This is a genomic window from Phyllobacterium myrsinacearum, assembly GCF_002980555.1.
Taxonomy (GTDB): Bacteria; Pseudomonadota; Alphaproteobacteria; order Rhizobiales; family Rhizobiaceae; genus Phyllobacterium; species Phyllobacterium myrsinacearum.
On the sequence record NZ_PVBT01000002.1, the window covers coordinates 346,485 to 365,564 of the forward strand.

Here is a 19,080-nt window from a genome sequence, read left to right on the forward strand (position 1 = left end):
CCGGCCAAAGCATATGGGCGGCTTTAACCGAAACGGGCGCTGCTTTCCTGCGGAACAATATAGACGCGAAGCGGAAGCGCCCGCCCGCGAATGGCAACGTCCCTGACCTCAAGCCCGGCGGTATCGGAAGCGGCAAGGCTGATGACTGGTTCTGAAACCACAAGGGTCACGTCGAATTCCTTCGCAACGGCTTCGAGCCGGCTGGCGACGTTGACGGTGTCGCCAATCGCGGTCAGGCTCTTCACCGCGCCATACCCCATCGCACCGACGATGGCAGGGCCGGTATGAATGCCGATGGCGACGCGCAGCGGCATGCTCAGTTCGCCCGCCAGTTCGTTGTTCAACTTTTCGATTTCCTTGACGATGACTGCGGCGGCCTTCAACGCATTCTTGCAGCCGTCGGCTGCGGAACCCGTCAGCCCAAACAGCGCCATCGCCCCGTCGCCGATGAATTTATCAAGCCGTCCGCCCGAACGCTCGACGGCCTGGCCGACGATGGCGAAATAGCGGTTGAGCAGGAAAACGATATCATAGGGCAGCCGGGCTTCCGTCAGCATGGTGAAGCTGCGGATATCGCAAAACAGAATGGCGATTTCGCGTTCGCGTCCGGGGCTCGCCTGCTGGCTGCCCGCCGGAACGATGCTCTCAAGACTGGGCACGAGCAGTGGCGCCACGCTGACATTGGCGGTCGGATGCAGCTGGCAGGCGAGACGCACGCCATAATCAGCCCCGATACGGGTGAGGGTGGCCTGCTCGATCGGTTCCGGCGGAGGCAGCATCTCGGCACCTTCCAGAACCTGAACACGGCAGGTTGAACAGCGGCCTTTGCCCCCGCAGACAGCGTAATGCGGTATGCCGCCAAGGCGGCTGGCTTCGAGAACGCTGAACCCGAGGGGGACGCGCACGCTTTCGCCATCGGCATAGCGGATTTCAATCTGGGTCGCGCGCTCGCGCCAGCGGCGGTGGATACGCATGGCGACAACCAGCGCCAGCCCGCCGCCAAAGGCGCCATACAATCCGGTTTTGATCAGAAATTCGTCCTGCTTGACCTCGGCGCGCTCGGCCGGAGAGGCGTAGCGCGTGGCATTGAAGTTCTTGTGCCCCTGATAGCCCGACGAAGGGAACGCGCCATAGCCCGAGGCGGGCGACATGTTGGCGATGGTCCGGCCGGCATTGGCAAAACCCAGCAGGGCGAGAACCGGCAGCAGGATGGCGACGGTCAACAGCACCGGCGCCGCCTTTTGATACCATTGCCGGTAGCGCAGCCAGAAGTGGACGCCGATGCAGCCGTGGGACCAGATGACGATCAGGGCGACGGTCTGCTTGATGCCGTTGAACGGCGAGGTGATCCAGAAGCCGCGTATGACCGCTTCGTAGCTGTCGTAGTAGTTGGATATCTCGTGGCGGATGCGCGTGCCGACCACGTGGTCGATGATGAGCAGCGGGATCACCAGCCCCAGTATGATCTGCAGCGCTTCGCCCGCCGGCATGTAAAACGTCCGCCGCAGGTAGAGTGACCGCATCACGAGCGTGACATGCGTGACCGCAGCGCCGTAGAAAAGGGTGGTCCCGACGGGGTTGCGCCAGATGGCCAGAAACCATCGGCGTCCTTCCTCGGCGGCGGCAAGCGAGATGAGGTTGAGCGCATGATTGGTCAGATGCAAGGTCAGGAATGTGAGCATGATCAAACCCGATGCCAGACGCGCCCTGCGCAGGGAGCGCTCGGAAAGCACGGGTGCTATCGTTGTTATCGTCATGAATACCGCATCGATTCCCGCGTCTTGTCAGCCATATCGTTCCCTCCGCCCAAGCCAAGCTTATGCGAGCCCATCTGATTTGGCGAGCGGGACGCGAGCGATCAAGCGCAATGATGGCATTTTGACAGGCAATCACGGCGATGCAGATCAAAAGATTGTTAGTGTCAGACGTCAGGAACCGGCTATAGATTTGCTGGAATCGGCAAGCGTTCGCCGAAACGGTTGAAACGATTGTGAAATACTGGATTGCTTGCGCATGCAGGTTGCCTTTTACGCCCCCTTGAAGTCACCCAATCACCCGACGCCATCGGGCGATCGTGCGATGGCGCGGCTGCTCATGTCAGCGCTGCGCAAAGCAGGGCACGCCGTCGACGTCGTATCAGAGCTGCGTAGTTTTAGCGCATCGCCTGCAATCGAAGAACGGCAACCCATCGCCGCCGCCGCGCGCGCCGAGGTTGAACGCCTTACAGGCCTCTGGCAGGCCGGGAGAAAACCTGATCTCTGGTTCAGCTATCACCCCTATTACAAGGCGCCGGATCTGATCGGTCCCGTCATGGCAGCGGCGCTGGATATTCCCTACATCACCGCGGAAGCATCCTATTCGCCGCGCCGCAATGCGCTTGGCTGGGCCGGGACGCAGAGTCTGGTGGCCGAAGCGGTGCGCGGAGCCGCGGTCAACCTGTGCTTTACGCAGCGCGATATGGACGGGCTCGCAAACAATATTCCGGGTGCACATCTTGCCCGGTTGAAACCATTTATCGAGACGGCGCCCTTTCGCGATAGCAGCGCCGGGGGAACCCCGCATCGGCTTGTCACGGTGGCGATGATGCGGCCGGGTGATAAGCTGCGCAGCTATGAAATGCTGGCCAAGGCCCTGTCGCGGATTGTCGAGCGACCCTGGACGCTCGCCATCGCTGGCGACGGCCCGGCCCGCAATGATGTGCAGGCCCTGTTTGCCGCATTCGGCGACCGCATTCAGTGGCTTGGAGAACGGAACGCCAGCGGGGTTGCCGCGTTACTGCTTGAAGGCGGTATTTACGTCTGGCCCGGTTGCGGCGAAGCCTATGGCATCGCATATCTAGAGGCACAGGCAGCCGGTTTGCCGGTTGTCGCGCAGGCAACGGCGGGCGTTCCGGAAGTGGTCGAGGATGGTGTGACCGGTTTTCTGACGCGGGAGGATGACGTACCGGCCTATGCGGCCGCAATCGCCCGCCTCTTGGATGACAAGGATCTGCTGAAGTCGATGGGGGCGAATGCGCGGCGGTTTGTTCTGGAAGAACGATCGCTGGAGAATGCGGTGAGGCAACTGGATGCCGTGCTGACACAATCCATGGGACGGAGCCAATGACGGAAGATGCAATCTGGCAGCCTCTGCAGGCCGAACTCGCGCGCTGGATCCATGCCAGCCGCAGTGCGAAATTCTGGTTGCGCGATGACGATGCGGTCGAGCCGACCGCCGCGCTGGACCGCCTCGTCGGGCTAGCCAACGATTTTGACGTGCCGGTAACGCTTGCCGTGATACCGGCCCATACCGGCGAGGCGCTGGCGCAACGCCTTGCGGCGGAGCACCGGATGTCCGTGGTGGTTCACGGCTGGTCGCATGAAAACCATGCGGCGAAGGACCGGAAAAAGCAGGAGCTTGGAGCTGACCGGCCTCGAGAGTTGGTTCTGCGGCAATTGCACGAGGGATGCACGCGTCTCGCTGGATTGCATCCCGGCCGGTTTACACCCGTTCTCGTGCCGCCATGGAACCGGATTGACACGGCGCTCCTGCCTTATCTCGGCGCTTGCGGGTTCAAGGCGCTCTCGGTGTTCGGCCCGGCGCGGCCTGTGGAAAGCTCAGTGCCTCAGATCAACACCCATGTCGATCTGATGGACTGGCACGGCACGCGCGGCTGCCGCGAGCATGCGGAACTGGTCGGCGCCATCGTGGAACAGCTGCGCCAGCGGTTTGACGGAAGCGGTGAGCCGATCGGGATTCTGACCCACCATCTTGTTCACGATGAGCCAGCGTGGGCCTTTCTGACCAAGCTTTTCCAGCTTGTCGCCCGGACGCCAGGCGGGCGCTGGCTCTCCATTGCCGATTTAATGAAAAGCCAGAAGCCGAAGGGTTAGAGATCGATGACCTGGCCGTCGCGCGCGGCGAATGTCCCGCCGAAGCGTTCTCTGGCCAATGCCTCGAATTCATCGATCTCGTCATCGGTGCGCGAGGGCGCATGATGGAAAAGCGCCAGTTTGCCAATCTTGCCGGCTGATGCCAGCTTGACACCGTGCTGCCAGGTGGAATGGCCATAGCCGAAGCGCCGCGGCATCTCGTCTTCGGTGTAGGTGCAGTCATAGACGACGAGATCGGCGCCATCGATCAGGCGCAGCACGGCGGGATCAAGGATACCGGCTTCGTGTTCCGTATCATAAATGAGCGCGAGAACCTTGCCCGCCCATTCGATGCGATAGCCGATGCAGCCGCCTGGATGATTGAGGCTGTCTGTCCGGATGGTGACGCCCTCGCGCGGCGCGAGCACGTCGCCGGAGCGGAAGTCCCGGAAGCCGAGGCTTGCCTTGCAAATATCCGGCTCGACGGGAAACCAGGGCGGCCGCATGAACTGGCTGACCATTTCCCGGGTGGTCATGATGCCTGCAAGATGGCCGGACCAGAGCCGGACATTCATCATCGGATTGTACAGGGGGGCGAAATACGGCAGGCCGATAATGTGATCATAATGGCTGTGGGTGAAAATGATATCGATCTGGTCCACGCCTTCCACCGACAGGGCATCACCCGCCTGACGCAGGCCGGAGCCTCCGTCAAAGATCATTCTATGTTCACCGCATCGCACTTCGATACATGACGTGTTTCCGCCATAGCGTTCAAATTCGGGGCCGGATACTGGTACGCTGCCACGCGTTCCCCAGAATTTCACCCGAAATATCTCTTCACTCATACGTTTCTCACACCCAATTCCCCGTTTTTTTGGTCATCGTAACCAAACTGCAGACGTTATGCGAGGCTTGGATTTTGTTTTATTGGCTAAGTGCGCAATAAAAGTCTGCCATTCAGCATATGTAGGCGATAGCGATTTGTTTTTTAAGCTTTATGACAATCGCTGATACAAATGTATAAAATCACCGGAACATCTGATTCATGTCCTCACCCGCATTTCCGCCCGTCGCCATCATCGCAGATGCCCATTTTCATGATCTTTACGGCGATTATGATTTTGCCGGGGTAGAGGCTGGCGGCAGGCGCATGACAGCGCGGCGGCTGACGGATACGGTGCGCTCCACCCGGGTTTTCAACGAAAGCTATTTCGCCCTGCGCACAGCCCTGGACGAAATCGTGCAAAGGGGAATCAAGCAGGTCGTGCTGCTCGGGGATTATTCCGACGACGGTCAGGCGTCGACGCTGCGTGCGCTGCGGCAATTGCTGGACGGCTACAGCGAGGCGCATGGTCTTGTCTTTACGGCCACCCCAGGCAATCACGACATATTCGGTCCCGCGGGGCGGCATCATGCCAAGCGCCTGCTCAATCCCGACGGCACATACACCATTGTTGCCAGTGACAGCGCATTCATCGACGAAGATGCGGACGGCATGGTCGTGACGGATAAAATGTTCTGTGCAGGCTATCCCAAGGGATTGCAGGCTCTGCCGGATCTCGGCTTTTTCCGCCGTGCGAGCGATCTGCACTGGGAAACACCCTTCGGGCTGGACGATGCGCCGGAACGGCGGCTCTATACCGTGCGCTCAGCTGACGGTACAAACGACTATCTGCTGATGGATGCATCCTATCTTGTCGAACCTGTCGCTGGCCTGTGGCTGCTGATGATCGACGCCAATGTTTTCGAACCGCGCGACGGCGATTTCGAGCGCGGCAGTTCCGGCGCATTCATTGACAGCACCAACGCCGGCTGGAACGCCATGCTGCTGCACAAGCGGTTTGTCGTTGAATGGATCAAGGACGTCACGAGGCGGGCCGGGCTGGAAGGTAAGAATCTGCTTACATTCTCGCACTACCCGATGCTGGATATTCTTGATGGCACGCATGACGATGAAAGGCATGTCATCGGCAATACGGGCTCGGTCAAACGGATGCCGCTGCCGGATGTTGCCGCCGCAATGATGGATGCCGGGCTGAGGATACATTTCAGCGGCCACCTGCATGTCAATGACACGGCAAGGGTGGAGCAGGATAGGTCCTGGCTGGTCAATGTTGGTGTGCCGTCGCTGGTGGCTTTTCCGCCTGCATTCAAGGTCGTCGCCTTTGAGGAGCGGACCCTCAATGTTGAAACCGTCGGGATTGACGGACAGGTGATCGATCCGGGCCTGAACGCCCTGTACAGGACCGAAATCGGCCTGACCGGCAAGAAGGTCGGAAAGATGCTCGATGCTGCGGATTATGGGGCCTTCATCTGCGAACACGTCGACCAGCTGGTCATTCACCGGTACTTGCGGCGCGAGTGGCCCAAGGACCTGGCGCGGGTCCTGCCGCTGCTCACCCTTGGCGATCTGCTCACGCTCAGCCTGTTCGATCAGCCCGTGGATATCGACGCCACCATCATTCTGGTCCACGCCGAGCGCGGCCGTGCCGAGACCAAAGCCAGGATGAATGCCTTGCTGGCGGGCAGGGAGGTTGCCCTCGAGTCCTTCGACGGAATCACGGTGCAGGAGTTCCTGGGCGACTGGTACCGCCTGAGATTGGGCAGCGAAATGGCGCTCGATCGCATACCCGCGGCAAGACTGGCCATCTATCGCGTCCTGATCGATGTTTTTGCAGCTTCCGATGCGATGGAAATGGGCGGTGCCCAGGAGCAGTTTGCCCGCATTGTGCGTATGATGGGCCGTTATCTCTCAGGATTGCCGTCACGCCATTTCAAGATCGATCTTGTTACCGGCAGCATAGAGAACGTCTGATAATTTATAAGATGCCGGTCAGTGTTTGCTGCGCTCTTCCGAAAGCTCCGCTGTGGTATGGCTGAGCCGGCTGGCCAGAACCCGCATGATTTCGATGGTCATTTCGGGATAGTCGCTCAGCAGCTTGAGGAAATGCTCCTTGCTGATGCGCAGCGCTTCCAGCGGCGTCGAAGCCGTGACCGTTGCCGTGCGCAGGACATCGCAAAGGATGGCGATTTCGCCGACAATGGAATCATGTTCGACTTCGGCGACCTTGATCTGTCCGTTGGGCGTATCGACGCTGACCTCGGCGGTGCCCGACAGAATGACGTAGGCGGCATCTCCCATGTCGCCTTGCCGGAACAAAGCCTGATCGGCGCGATAGCTCACACGATCCGAGGTAAACGCCAGAAGCTTGAGCTTCGCCGGCGCCACACCCGAAAACAGCGGAATCCGCCGCAACATTTCGACTTCGTCTTTCAGAAGCATGAACGTCCAATACCCCCAAGTGCCACTCTACCCGGACATAGAGTATTACGATACCAGTTCTTTGAATATACCGTTTTTCTCTAAAAGAGTCGCGTGCGTTCCATCTTCGGCCAAAGTTCCGCGATCGAAGACAAGGACGCGATCGAACAGGTTTGCCAGTGAAGAATTAGCCAGCACCCAGATAATCGCGGGCGCGTGACCTTCCTCATGCAGATCCAGCATAATATTGCGCGTGATCTGATCCTGGACACGCTGGTCGAGCGCGGGCAGCGGCCGATTGAAAATCACATAATCGGACCGCTTGAGCAGCGCCCTGGCAACATTCAGCTTCTGCCTCTGCACATTGGTGATGCGCTTGCCGCCTGATCCGACATCAAAATCAAGGCCGATCGACAAGACGCTGTCATAAACGCCGAGTTCGTCAAAGAGGTTTCGCAGGATGACGCGAATTCGATCGGGTCCATCGGCCTGCGCGTATCCGATCCTTCCGAACAGAACATTGTCCATCAGGTTAGCCGAAGTAATGAACTTTTTCGGATCGTAGCGTTCAATCACCGCCTTCAGATCATCCGGCAAATTCTTATGGAAGCGCAGCCGTGCCTCGACAATTTTTGCCATGAGTTCGTCGGTCAACAGACCGAAGCGGTGCCGTGGCTCGATATAGGCAAAACTCAGGCGGATGATGCTCGACCGCTCGTCGGGCGAGGCGGCGTCAAAGTCGCGTCCCTGCAGCTTCTGCAGCAGCAACTGATAGGCTGGAATGTCATCCGCCGTCATGAAGGTCAGCTGCTGAAAGAATGGATGGTCCGGCGGCAGGTCCTCGAACAGTTCGATGGCGTTGGCCGCAATTTCGAGGCCCATCTTGTACAGATCGACATTGAGGCCGCTCTCGCGCAGGATCGAGCGGAAATAGGGATGGGCGGCAAGTTTCAGATTGGTCATCATTGGCCGCTTGACCGTGCCGAAAAGCAGGTTTTCGCCGATGGTTGCCTGCGGATTATAGACCTTCGGCTCGAATGGGACGACGAGCCCGTCAAGGTTTTCATCCTGGAGGGTTTTGCGCAAGGCTTGCCGCAGTTCGACGATGCGGCTCGTCAGGTCGGAATGGGTTGTGGTGTCTACCTGCGAGCGAAGCGCCAGATCGACAATGTCCTGCGAGATCATCACCGCTTCAAGCACCGGCCGTACGACCCTGAAAATGTCATGCGGACCCGTGACGCCGGCAGACTGGTAGTCGACCCAGTCGCTGTTGAGGTCAAGGTCCGGGTTGCCGGCGAGCCGCGCCTCGTTGATGTTCCATTTGTATTTGGCGGCCTTGGTCCCGTCATATTCGACCTTGGTCAGGGGCGCATGCTTGAGGCCGTAGAGAAGGTTGTCGCGCAGCGTTCCGTGGAAGAAGTAGGCATCGGAGGCGGCATAGGCGATGCGCCGTCCGGTGATCGATTCCGGCAGGTCGAGAATATCGGTTCCATCAATGGTGATCCGGCCGGAGTCAGGCCAGATCAGACGGCCGAAAGCTTCCGCAATCGCCTCGCCGCCGCCGCCGCTTGCGCCGACGATGGCCACCGTCTCGCCCAGCTTGATCTCGAGCGAGACATGCTCGACAAGGCGCGCACCGCTATCGTCGGAGAGGGTAAGGTTCACCGCATTCAGCGAGTGTTCCAGTTTTCCCACGGGTTCACGTACAACCGCCTGGATATGCGGGTCGACCAGCATGTCGACGTTGAACTGTTCGACGACCTGCGCATACTTCACCTGCACGTCCTGGCGCGACTGGTCCCAGTCGATCAATTCCTTCAGCGGTCCGGGCAAATCCTTATAGGCATTGATGACTGCGACAAGCTGGCCGATATCCAGCCGGCCCTGCAGGGCGAGAACGCCGCCAATGGAATAGAACAGGAAGGGCGTGATCTGGGCGAGGAAATTGTTGATGAACTTGACCAGGAATTTCCACTGGTAAAGATCGTAGCGAATGGAAAAGATCAGCCCCAGACGTGCGGCAATATCCGCGCGTTCGTAATTGGATGTATCGTTGCCGTGAATGGTGCCGATACCGTCGACAATTTCGCCGACGCGGCCCGAAAGTTCGCGTGCCGTCAACTGACGTTGCCGCCCGAGTTCCAGCAATCGTTTGCGCATGCGTGGAATGACGACACCCTGCACCGCGACAATCCCGGCCGCAATCATGCCGAGCCAGAAATTCTGCAGAATGATGAAGACAAGCGCCGTGATGGCCTGTCCGCCGAGGAGGGCTGGCTGCACGAACGCATCGCCGGTGAAACCGCCCATCGGTTCCACCTCATCCTTGATCATCGTTGCAATTTCGGCCGATTTCACCCGTTTGAACTGGCTCGGGGGAAACCGCAGGACGCGATCGATCAGTTCAAAGCGGATGCGGCGCAGCATGCGCTCGCCCAGCCGGCCCTTATAGGTATTGATGTAGAGCTTGAAGAGGCCGTTGATTACCACAAGCAGCAGAAACACAAGGCTCAGCGCCATCAGCATTTCAAAGCGCGTCAGCTGGAGCCCCTTGAAGAACATCACCTTGCCGAAATAGGGCAGCGTATACTGGATGCGCATGAAGGTCTGCGTTGCGCCCTCCACCTCGAATCCCGTGCCCTGTATGGGGCCGTTGACGATCTGTTTCGGCAAATCGAACGACAGGAAATACGGGATCATCGAGGCCGCAACGACCATCAATATCCATATTTGCTGGAACCGCGTGTTCGACCAGATATAGCGCGTTAAACTTTTTTCCATGGGTAACCGTAAGCTGTCAAATAAGCTGAATTCTGAACAATTCGAATAGGTTGTATTCCGGTGAGATCCTCCTTTTGAAACCGTTCGGTGCAATGTCGTGGAGGGCAAAAATGGATGGTGATGTCTCAATTTTTCGGGATTGGCAGGAATCCCCCGAACCTTTCAACTGTTCAGTTTACAACACAGGGTAGCCGAACGCTATATGGTTACCGCCAATTGTATGGATATCGCGGGCGGGCCTGGGCGCGGTGTTCTCAGACGCCGCCCTGTGCTGCAACGGGTGCCGGAACTGCCGCTTCGTCCGGAACGGCGTCGTCAACGGGCAGGAGCAGACTGGAGACAAAACTCGCCCCGGCGATGAATATGAAGAGGAATGACAGGGGCGCCCACTGCACGCCGTATTTGTGCACCAGCCAGACACCGATGACCGGTGTCACCCCGCTGAAGATGGCACCGCTCAGGGATGAGCACAGTGAAATCCCCGTGTAACGCAGATGCACGGGAAAGGCCCGGGTCAAGAACGGTGCCATGACCGCATAGTGGGCGGCCAGAAAGACTGTCGCACCCAGAATGGCGATATAGATATTGGTCAGATTGGCGGAAACAATCAGCATCATCATCGGAATGGCAAACAGCAGCGCGGCACCGGCCATTGCCACCAGAAGAAAACGTTCGCCATATCGTGTTGCGATATAGGAGCCGGCGGGAAAGGCGAACAGTTCGACGACCCCGACCCATGAGATCAGTTCCAGCATGTCCGACCGGTTGACGCCGAGCGATGTCGTTGTGAAGGTCATCATCAGTGTCGTGATGAAATAGAAGCCGGCAACGCCAAGCAGGCACAGCCCCATGCCGAGAACCAGGGCCAGCTTTTTCGTGCGGAATATTTCCTTGGCCGGAATGACGCTTTGCACCGATTTTTCCTTGAGCCGCTCCAGAAGTTCCGGGCTCTCGTTGATGCCGGCGCGGATGATGAAGGCAAAGATGATCAGGACCCCGCTCAGCAGGAACGGGACACGCCACCCCCAGCTCAGGAAATCCTCCTGCGGCAGATCGGAAACCGTGCGGAAGGCGAGGGTTGCCAGGATCAGTCCGACGGGGCTGCCATATTGCGGGGCGGATGCCAGAAAGGTGCGCCAGCGCGGCGGCGCGTGCTCCGCCGCGATCAGAACGGCGCCGCCCCATTCGCCGCCAACAGCAATGCCTTGCACCAGACGCAGCAGCACGAGCAGGACCGCCGCCGTCAAGCCGATGGAATGAAAACCCGGCAGAAGGCCAATGAGAACCGTGGCAATCCCCATCAGCAGCAGCGTGATGATCAGCGATTTCTTGCGGCCGACCTTGTCGCCGAAATGGCCGAACAGCAGCGCACCGAAAGGCCGGGCGACGAAGCCGATTGCAAACGTGCCGAGCGAGGCAAGAACACCCATGACGGGGTCGGTCGAGGCAAAGAAGACATCACCGAACACAAGAGCAGCCGCCGTGCCGTAGATGTAGAAATCGTACCATTCGATCATGGTGCCGACGAAGGCTCCCAAGGCGGCCCGGACCGGTTGCCTCTCAATGGCTGCTTGCGTCATTTCTTCGTCCCCGCCTTTGCAGAAATGGTTGTGTCTACGCCTTGTTCCGCGATGCCTGATAGGCAGCCATGAAACGGGGAGCCGCTTCGGCAACGGCACTCAGCGAATAGCCGCCCTCCTGGACGATGACCGCCGGCAGGTTGACCGCGCCCCACAGAGTGCCGATTTCCGCATAGGCATCCGTGGTCACTTTCAGCCGCGACAGGGGATCGTCGTGATGCGCATCCCAGCCGGCGGATATCACCAGCGCCGTCGATCCATGTGCGGCCACGGCCGCGGCAAGCTTGCGGTTGGCTTCGATAAATGCCTCGTCGCCGCTGCCTTCGGGCAGGGGCAGGTTGAGATTGGCGCCGTGACCGGCTGCGGCTCCCGTTTCGTCGGCATAACCGCTGTAGTGCGGATAGTAATTGGATGGATCGGTGTGGGTGGAGCCGAAAAACACATCATCGCGCGTGTAGAAAATAGCCTGAGTGCCGTCACCGTGATGGGTGTCGAAATCGATGATAGCAACACGGTCATGACGCTGGCGCAGATGCTGGGCGACAATGGCGGCATTGTTGAAATAGCAAAAACCCGCCGCGCGGTCGGCATAGGCGTGATGGCCGGGCGGGCGGCAAAGGGCGAATGACTGGCGCGCGCCATTCAGGACGGCATCGGCTGCGGCGATGGCCGTCTGGGCCGAGGCATAGGCGGCCGCATAGGTGTGCTCCATCATCGCGCAGGACAAGCCGTTGATGTACCAGCCTGCCTGACCCAGAATGCCCGTCGGGCGCGGACGGGCGCGCGCGCCGAAATCCTGACCGGCTCCCTGATAGGAATTCACATTGGGCAGAACTTCAGGCCCGTGGTTTGGCAGTTCCATGAACCTGTCATAGGCGGTTTGCAGGAATGCGACGTAGTGATCGGCATGGACGGCAAGGATGGGATCGAGCCCTGAATCGGCCGGTTCTTCCTGTGCAAATCCGAGTTTGGCGAGGGCGTCAATCAGCGTGTGGGCGCGTGCCGGATTTTCAAGCGGATCGGTGATCCTGCCATTGATCATGTATTGCCTGGGTTGATGGGCCATCTGCCGGCTGTCAAAGAACAGTTTCATGCATTCCGTCTCATTGTCGTTGTGAGTCGTATCGAAAGCTTATTCGCTGCCACGGGCAATGCAATCCGGCAGGTCTTGTTTCAGTCGAAACGGCACCCGGCCTGTTTTTTATTTCGACATGCTTTGCTTTTTCAAATCATGCTTAACCGGAACTTAACGGGCTCATCCTAAGGTTGTGGAAAGGGGAGATTTCCCCAACTGATAGTCACCCTGGGGATTGATAATGCGTTATACGAAGACGTTCCTTTCTGTAGCCTCCTTCTTCTCGCTGCTGGGCGGTCATGTTCTTGCGGCAGATCTTGCGCCGGCAGCCTTTCCGGAGCGGGCGCCGTATATGCCGGTCGAGAATGCATCCGGCTGGTATTTGCGCGGCGACGTTGCCTATAATTTTTCATCGACCGTCAACGCGCATGTCGACTATCCCAGCGGCACTACGCCGAGCGAATATGAGTTGAAGCGGGGATTCTCGCCCTTCATCGGTGTGGGCTATCAGTTCAATGATTATCTGCGCGCGGACGCCACGGTTGGCTACAGCCAGCGCGACAGCAATTACTACGAGACCACGACCAAACTCTGGGAAGCCATGGCCAATGCCTATGTCGACCTCGGCAATTATTACGGGATTACGCCCTATGTGGGCGGCGGTATCGGTTTTGCAAATGTCAATTACGACTATCAGGGTCCCGTCGACGCGCGGCTCTCATCGGGCAGCACGAACCGCTTTGAATGGGCGCTCATGGCTGGTATCGCGGTGGATATAACCCCGCGCCTCAAGCTGGACCTGGGCTATCGCTATGCGGATATCGGCGGCAAGGACCTGTATCGGGACGGTGATGTAACCATCCGCGACGATGGCGTCAAAACCCATCAGATCAGGGCGGGTGTTCGCTTCAACACCTGGTGACGGGCCCGGTTTGCCACCGCTTTCCGGGGCCGCAGATAGGAAACCAATGTTCTCGCGCTTTCATCACGTTGCCATCATCTGCAGTGATTACGACCGCTCCAAACAATTTTATACCGGTAAACTCGGCTACGCGATCATTGCTGAAAACTGGCGCCCGGACAGCCAATCCTGGAAGTGCGACCTGAGATCGGGCGATACCCAGATCGAACTGTTTCATTTCCCGCATTCTCCTGCACGTCCGTCGCGCCCGGAGGCTTGCGGACTGCGGCACCTGGCATTTGCCGTCGCGTCCGTAGAGGAGACGTTGGCCTGGCTGCAGGCGCGGGGCGTTGCAACCGAACCGGTGCGGATTGATCCCTACACCAAGCGCGCCTTCACTTTCTTCGCCGATCCCGATGGGCTGCCGATCGAGATTTATGAGACGGGCTAGCCCGAGACGGCACGGCCCCGTACCTGTTATGCGCCATGACCTTTGATCAGGCGGCGGCCAGCCTCCCAGAAGGTTCGCTTGAATTTTTCTCTCTTGCTGGTCTCCTCTGCCGGGAAGACAGCGGTGGCCGGCAAGCTGAACCCGAAGGGCTCGCATGGCTGTCCGCCCCGATCGATCCAGTAGGCATCCAGATTGGCGAGCATCATCCGCCGTCTCTTCCGCCTCCGCTGATTGATGGCATGCCCTGCATTCGATACGGCCATGAGATGGCTGGCCTCGCTCTTTGCTGCCATGCCCTGCAGGACAAGCAGGACGGCATCCTTTGGCCGCAGCCCGGCCAGGCACCGTGTGGCCGTTATCAGCGACTGTTTGGCCGTTTCGCCCTTGGGACCCTGCATTCCGCCAATGATCACGCTGCCGCTGAATTCGTCGGTCCCGGCAAAGATGAAACTGGCGGTCCACAGGGCAAAACCGTCCCGTTCGCGCGCAAGCTGGATGGCAAACACACCCTCATGCCGCCCGCCGCAATGATCGGCAAGACGCAGGGCAATCCTGTAGCGCTCGTGCCGCCCGTGGATCACGCCCATGTCGACAGTCCCGCCCTTCCAGAGCTGCCGCAGGTCGCTGAGGGAAAGCATCTGCCGGGCAATGCGGAAATGATCCATCAGCAAATGCAGGCGGATCCGGCTCGATGCCCGATGGACAAGAAATGTTCCGACGGATTTTCTCAAGAGATCATCATGCGGCCTGCCGAGGGATAGGTGGTTGGCGTAGATGCTCAGGAACGACAGCCAGCGGATCGCTAGGAGCGGATGGCAGGCAAAGCGCAGGCAGAATACCACCGAGCGTTTGAGTGTGATGCGCGTGCAGAGACTGAACGTCTGGCGGGCGATGGAATGGGAATGCCGGTGGCGGGTGAAATGCGCATGAAAAGGCTTTGTGCGGTTCGTTGTATCCGGCATGAGAAGCGAGGTGCCAGCGGAGGTCTCGGGCAATGGGGATTCCGGCATGAAACGATCAGGCCCCGATTTCGTTCAGTCGTTTCCGGTCGCTGCCGCGCAGGTTCATTCGAATTTTCTCCACAGGTTCAGCTCATCGTGCGGGACCGGCTGTCTTGAGCAAATCAACCGCTGTCATGGCCTAGCCAAGACAGATTACGCGGGCGTTACCGGGTGATTCCCGGTTGCAACAACCACCGGTCTCCCGCATGAACTGTGTGAAATTGGGCTATGTTCCGAGCCATCTAGCTTGTATGGGTGGAAACTGGGCCAAACGTGCCCGGACAGAGCGGGAATTCATCAAAAAAACCAAAGGGCGGACGTGCATCACGAAGTTTCCTTAATTGCCACAGTGGCGGTGAGTTTTGTTTTTGCAGCCGTGTGCGGCTATCTCGCGGATCGTCTGCGTCTGCCGCCGCTGGTCGGTTATCTCGTCGCCGGTATTCTGATGGGCCCCTTTACCCCTGGGTTCATCGCCGATGGTGCACTTGCATCGCAGCTTGCCGAGATGGGCGTCATCCTTCTGATGTTCGGTGTCGGCCTGCATTTCTCCGCTTCGGAGCTGCTGGCTGTCCGCGGTATCGCCGTTCCCGGCGCGGTTGCGCAGATTGTCCTTGCGACCGTACTTGGCGTTGGCCTGGCGTCGCTGTGGGGATGGGGGATCGGCGCCGGGCTGGTTTTGGGCCTGAGCCTTTCCGTTGCCAGCACGGTCGTTCTGCTGAAGGCACTGGAGGAGCGCAACCTCGTCAACTCAGCCAATGGGCGCGTGGCTGTCGGCTGGCTTATCGTTGAAGACCTGGCGATGGTGCTGGCGCTGGTGCTCCTGCCGGCCCTGGCGGAGATTTTGGGCGCGCAAGGCACCAGTGCGGCCGGGCAGGCGGCTGCAGGCGGAATGCCGCTGGCGCTGACCATCGCGATAACCCTGCTCAAGGTCGGAGCCTTCGCCGTCATGGCGATCTTTCTAGGCCCGAAGGTCGTGCCATGGCTGCTGACCCTGGTGGCGCGGACAGGATCGCAGGAGTTGTTCACTCTGTCGGTTCTTGCCATTGCGCTTGGGATCGCTTTCGGGGCGACAGAGATTTTTGGCGTATCCTTCGCGCTGGGTGCGTTCTTTGCCGGCGTGGTGATGAGCGAGTCGAACCTCAGTCACAGGGCGGCGGCGGACTCGCTGCCGCTGCAGAATGCATTCTCGGTGCTGTTTTTCATTTCCGTGGGCATGTTGTTCGACCCGTCCATCCTGTTGCGCGAACCCATGGCGGTGCTGGGGGCGCTCGCATTGATTATTTTCGGCAAGTCGCTCATCGCATTCTGCATCGTGCTTCTGCTGCGTTTTCCCGTGGGAATGGGCCTGACCGTCGCGGCCAGCCTGGCGCAGATCGGCGAATTCTCGTTCATTCTCGCCGGCCTCGGCGTGACGCTCGGCCTGCTGCCGCGCGAGGGGCAGGACATTATCCTTGCCGGAGCGATCCTCTCGATCACCATCAATCCGCTGGTATTTCTGGCCGCCGAGGGGTTGGAGAACGGCATCCATCGCCGCTGGCCGGTATTTTTCACCAGCTATGGCAAGAAGCGGGAGGACGTGCTGGCGCGTGAACTCGGCGACATCCGGGCAATCAACGAGGAACGCAACCGGCAGCATCAGCTCAGGATGCAGCAGCTGATCGACACTTTTCCCCTGTTTGCGCAAGTGGATGAACACGCCCAGGAGGAACTCCTGCTGTTGTTCAAACCCAAATCCGCTTCGCCGGGTGAGCGGATCATCCGGATCGGCGATCGCGGCGATGGAATGTATTTCATTGCGTCAGGTGCTGTGGAGGTCCAGCTCGACAGCGAGCCGGTGCGCCTCGAGCCCGGAGCATTCTTTGGCGAGATGGCGCTGCTCAGCGGCGGACGGCGGACGGCGGATGTCGTCGCCATCGATTTCTGCGAATTTCTTGTGCTTGACCGGCGTGATTTCAACGTCTTCATGTCGCGGCATCCGACCCTGCGGGCGGCGGTTAGCACCATGGCGCGGGAAAGGGCGGAGATGAACACCTTGCGGCGGAATCCAGACAGGACCTCCGGCGCTGCCTGAGCAGGCCTTGCGTTGGCGCTATTGCTTCATGAGCCCGGCGCGCCAGGCAAGCGCAACTGCCTGGGTGCGGTCGGTCAAGTCCAGCTTTGACATGATGCTTCCCAGATGGGCTTTCACCGTCTTTTCCGTGATGTTGAGTTCGGCGGCGATCTTCGCATTGCTGCCGCCTTCGGCCAGGCAGCGCAGAACTTCAAGCTCGCGGGCCGTGAGATCCTCGAACTGGCGTGGCTGCGGATTGCGGATGGAATTGAGCAGGCGCTGCGCCACCAGGGGGTGCAGTGTCGGCGTCCCCTTGCCGGCCGCGTGAATGGCATTGAGCAAATGTTCGCCGCGCATGGATTTCAACAGGAAGGAATGGGCGCCCGCCTCGATGGCTTTGAAAGCGAGCCGGTCGTCATCGCTCGATGTCAGGATCATGATATGGGTTTCGGGGCTTGCCTTGCGGATGAGGCCAATCATGGCTTCCGCGGCATCGCCCATTCCCGGCATCATCAGATCCAGCAGGAGAACGTCGGGACGATGCTCGCGCACCATCAAGATGGCGGTCTCGCCGTTTTCAGCTTCCGCAAGAACAGTGAAACCGGGATCGATGCGCAGCAGCCCGCGAATGCCTTCGCGCACCACGGCATGATCATCGGCAATGACTATTGTTGTGCTCATGATTGCCCCGCCACGGGTAGTTTGAACGACACATCAATGGATGTGCCGGTTGATTCCGACTGAATTGTTATCGTGCCGCCCGGCAATGTGTTCGCACGCCAGCGCATGTTCGACAATCCCATCCCGAAAGGAGCCTTGCCGAGGTCGAAACCTTGGCCGTCGTCGGTGATGCTCCAGTGCCAGCGGGCGCCGGGCCTGCAGTCGATGCGGATGGCGCGGCACTGCGCATGGCGCAAGGCATTCGCCACGGCTTCATGGGTTATCATGAGCAATTCCTGGGCAATTTCCGGCACGCCATCAAAAGCGGAGCGGGCATTTTCCGGCCAATTGATCGACCATTGCACGCCTGATCCCGCCAGCAGATCGCGCACGCTGCGCAGCAATGTCTCATACAGGCCGTAATCGGCAATCGCGGGCAGGTTGAAGCCGGAAACCACGTTCTCCAGATCGTGCTGCAGATGATCCGCCAGGCGCCGGGCCGATTCGACGGTGGGCAGCAGCGGCGCATGTCCCTGCGCCTCATATTCCAGCTCGGTGAGTTTCAAACCAAGCACAAAACTCCGCTGCTTGGCCGTATCGTGCAGGTCGCGGGCAATACGGTTGCGCTCCACCGATATGGCCAGCGCCTTCTGCGTATCGAAGCTCTTGGATATCGCATCCGCCATGCTGTTGAATCGTTGCATCAGCCGCCCGAATTCGTCTCTTGAACCGTCCTTGATGCGGGCCCGCAGATCGCCAGCCGCCCATTGGTCCGCGACGGTTGTCGCCCGCTTTATCCGCCGGAACAGCCGCCACACGAACAGGGCCGCAACGCTTGCCCCCATGGAATTGATCAGGATGAATGTGCGGATATAGTCGTAGACTGTGACGTCGATCACTTCGTCGTAAAGTTCCCACTGCGACCAGTACTGGACCCCGATCAATGCCTGGCTGTTATTGGCAAGCGGCAGCGATACCTGCTGGATCATGGCCCAGTCTTCATTGTCGCGCTGAATGAAATTCGGCTGCCCCGCATGGGCAGCTTCGCTCATGGCCTTGCTGAGCAAGGGAGTGGCATCGGGCTGGGTGGCACACAGGACGCTGTCATCGCCAAGGATTCGAACCTGCATCCTGCCGCTGTGAAAGTAGGAAAACATAACGCCGAAGTCAGATACCCGCGTGACGCCGTCCTTGACGACAGCCCAGAAGATTTTGCTGGCCAGCACATTACAGGCTTCCCTGTCGCGCGGATCGGTGCCTGATGCCAGGGCGGCCAGCTGCTGCTGATTCAGGCTATTGAAGAAGCTGCGGATGCTGCTTTCATAGCGGCCGGAGGAAAACTGGCTCATGAGAATGCTGACGAGAAAGAGCGCGCCGAAACCGACGATCATGAACATCAGCACCAGTTTGACGAACAGGCCGCGCAAACGCAGAGCATGCAAAAAACTCACGTGTTCAATCCTCG

General features: G+C 59.3%; 15 protein-coding genes. 6 read left to right on the top strand and 9 right to left on the bottom strand.

Annotated features, from left to right (window positions below):
• Nucleotides 1-23 precede the first annotated feature (23 nt).
• A complete protein-coding gene (locus C5750_RS08530; protein WP_105733440.1) occupies nt 24-1,757 on the bottom strand; it encodes an adenylate/guanylate cyclase domain-containing protein in 1,734 nt (577 codons plus the stop codon).
• A gap of 256 nt (nt 1,758-2,013) precedes the next feature.
• On the opposite strand from C5750_RS08530, the gene C5750_RS08535 reads away from it, so the two are divergent.
• Together C5750_RS08535 and C5750_RS08540 are read left to right on the top strand one after the other, a co-directional pair.
• Complete coding sequence (locus C5750_RS08535; protein ID WP_105733441.1) at nt 2,014-3,105, top strand: glycosyltransferase family 4 protein; 1,092 nt, start codon at nt 2,014-2,016, stop codon at nt 3,103-3,105.
• Nucleotides 3,102-3,872, top strand: coding sequence for a polysaccharide deacetylase family protein (locus C5750_RS08540; protein WP_105733442.1), 771 nt, complete (start codon nt 3,102-3,104; stop codon nt 3,870-3,872). The genes C5750_RS08535 and C5750_RS08540 overlap by 4 nt, the downstream gene beginning before the upstream one ends.
• On the opposite strand, the gene C5750_RS08545 is transcribed toward C5750_RS08540, so the two are convergent.
• The gene (locus tag C5750_RS08545; protein ID WP_105733443.1) at nt 3,869-4,699 is read right to left on the bottom strand and encodes an MBL fold metallo-hydrolase; all 831 of its coding nucleotides are present in this window, start codon (nt 4,697-4,699) and stop codon (nt 3,869-3,871) included. The genes C5750_RS08540 and C5750_RS08545 overlap by 4 nt on opposite strands.
• A gap of 200 nt (nt 4,700-4,899) precedes the next feature.
• Between C5750_RS08545 and C5750_RS08550 the strand changes: the two genes are divergently transcribed.
• The gene (locus C5750_RS08550; protein WP_105733444.1) at nt 4,900-6,669 is read left to right on the top strand and encodes a metallophosphoesterase family protein; all 1,770 of its coding nucleotides are present in this window, start codon (nt 4,900-4,902) and stop codon (nt 6,667-6,669) included.
• An 18-nt stretch (nt 6,670-6,687) separates the two neighbouring features.
• Here the strand turns inward: C5750_RS08550 and C5750_RS08555 are convergent, their stop codons facing one another.
• From C5750_RS08555 to C5750_RS08570, 4 genes are all read right to left on the bottom strand, one after another.
• Entirely contained in the window at nt 6,688-7,137 is a 450-nt protein-coding gene (locus tag C5750_RS08555; protein WP_105733445.1) for a cyclic nucleotide-binding domain-containing protein, read from the bottom strand.
• Between the two features lie 45 nt (nt 7,138-7,182).
• Nucleotides 7,183-9,897 (bottom strand): ABC transporter ATP-binding protein, encoded by a 2,715-nt coding sequence (locus C5750_RS08560; RefSeq protein ID WP_105733446.1) that lies wholly within the window; start codon nt 9,895-9,897, stop codon nt 7,183-7,185.
• Between the two features lie 254 nt (nt 9,898-10,151).
• A complete protein-coding gene (locus C5750_RS08565) occupies nt 10,152-11,477 on the bottom strand; it encodes an MFS transporter (protein WP_105733447.1) in 1,326 nt (441 codons plus the stop codon).
• Between the two features lie 34 nt (nt 11,478-11,511).
• The gene (locus tag C5750_RS08570) at nt 11,512-12,570 is read right to left on the bottom strand and encodes a histone deacetylase family protein (RefSeq protein ID WP_105733448.1); all 1,059 of its coding nucleotides are present in this window, start codon (nt 12,568-12,570) and stop codon (nt 11,512-11,514) included.
• Nucleotides 12,571-12,793: 223 nt separating this feature from the next.
• On the opposite strand from C5750_RS08570, the gene C5750_RS08575 reads away from it, so the two are divergent.
• Both C5750_RS08575 and gloA2 read left to right on the top strand, forming a co-directional pair.
• Nucleotides 12,794-13,474 (top strand): outer membrane protein, encoded by a 681-nt coding sequence (locus tag C5750_RS08575; protein ID WP_105733449.1) that lies wholly within the window; start codon nt 12,794-12,796, stop codon nt 13,472-13,474.
• 46 nt (nt 13,475-13,520) lie between these two features.
• Nucleotides 13,521-13,904, top strand: a complete 384-nt coding sequence (gene gloA2, locus C5750_RS08580) for an SMU1112c/YaeR family gloxylase I-like metalloprotein (RefSeq protein WP_105733450.1) — start codon at nt 13,521-13,523, stop codon at nt 13,902-13,904.
• A 26-nt stretch (nt 13,905-13,930) separates the two neighbouring features.
• Here the strand turns inward: gloA2 and C5750_RS08585 are convergent, their stop codons facing one another.
• Complete coding sequence (locus tag C5750_RS08585) at nt 13,931-14,899, bottom strand: DUF535 family protein (RefSeq protein ID WP_158531313.1); 969 nt, start codon at nt 14,897-14,899, stop codon at nt 13,931-13,933.
• Between the two features lie 325 nt (nt 14,900-15,224).
• On the opposite strand from C5750_RS08585, the gene C5750_RS08590 reads away from it, so the two are divergent.
• Nucleotides 15,225-16,976 carry a cation:proton antiporter domain-containing protein gene (locus C5750_RS08590; protein ID WP_105733452.1) on the top strand — a complete coding sequence of 584 codons (1,752 nt, stop codon included), beginning with the start codon at nt 15,225-15,227 and terminating at the stop codon, nt 16,974-16,976.
• A gap of 18 nt (nt 16,977-16,994) precedes the next feature.
• Here the strand turns inward: C5750_RS08590 and C5750_RS08595 are convergent, their stop codons facing one another.
• Complete coding sequence (locus tag C5750_RS08595) at nt 16,995-17,636, bottom strand: response regulator (protein WP_105733453.1); 642 nt, start codon at nt 17,634-17,636, stop codon at nt 16,995-16,997.
• The gene (locus C5750_RS08600) at nt 17,633-19,066 is read right to left on the bottom strand and encodes a sensor histidine kinase (protein ID WP_199538040.1); all 1,434 of its coding nucleotides are present in this window, start codon (nt 19,064-19,066) and stop codon (nt 17,633-17,635) included. The genes C5750_RS08595 and C5750_RS08600 overlap by 4 nt, the downstream gene beginning before the upstream one ends.
• Nucleotides 19,067-19,080 lie beyond the last annotated feature (14 nt).

What these genes read in the sequence shown, in the direction of transcription:
- C5750_RS08545 (WP_105733443.1), bottom strand. Translation starts at nt 4,699, where the DNA reads ATGAGTGAAGAGATATTTCGGGTGAAATTCTGGGGAACGCGTGGCAGC.
- C5750_RS08560 (WP_105733446.1), bottom strand. Translation starts at nt 9,897, where the DNA reads ATGGAAAAAAGTTTAACGCGCTATATCTGGTCGAACACGCGGTTCCAG.
- C5750_RS08570 (WP_105733448.1), bottom strand. Translation starts at nt 12,570, where the DNA reads ATGAAACTGTTCTTTGACAGCCGGCAGATGGCCCATCAACCCAGGCAA.
- C5750_RS08535 (WP_105733441.1), top strand. Translation starts at nt 2,014, where the DNA reads ATGCAGGTTGCCTTTTACGCCCCCTTGAAGTCACCCAATCACCCGACG.
- C5750_RS08555 (WP_105733445.1), bottom strand. Translation starts at nt 7,137, where the DNA reads ATGCTTCTGAAAGACGAAGTCGAAATGTTGCGGCGGATTCCGCTGTTT.
- C5750_RS08550 (WP_105733444.1), top strand. Translation starts at nt 4,900, where the DNA reads ATGTCCTCACCCGCATTTCCGCCCGTCGCCATCATCGCAGATGCCCAT.
- C5750_RS08565 (WP_105733447.1), bottom strand. Translation starts at nt 11,477, where the DNA reads ATGACGCAAGCAGCCATTGAGAGGCAACCGGTCCGGGCCGCCTTGGGA.
- gloA2 (WP_105733450.1), top strand. Translation starts at nt 13,521, where the DNA reads ATGTTCTCGCGCTTTCATCACGTTGCCATCATCTGCAGTGATTACGAC.
- C5750_RS08540 (WP_105733442.1), top strand. Translation starts at nt 3,102, where the DNA reads ATGACGGAAGATGCAATCTGGCAGCCTCTGCAGGCCGAACTCGCGCGC.
- C5750_RS08530 (WP_105733440.1), bottom strand. Translation starts at nt 1,757, where the DNA reads ATGACGATAACAACGATAGCACCCGTGCTTTCCGAGCGCTCCCTGCGC.
- C5750_RS08595 (WP_105733453.1), bottom strand. Translation starts at nt 17,636, where the DNA reads ATGAGCACAACAATAGTCATTGCCGATGATCATGCCGTGGTGCGCGAA.
- C5750_RS08575 (WP_105733449.1), top strand. Translation starts at nt 12,794, where the DNA reads ATGCGTTATACGAAGACGTTCCTTTCTGTAGCCTCCTTCTTCTCGCTG.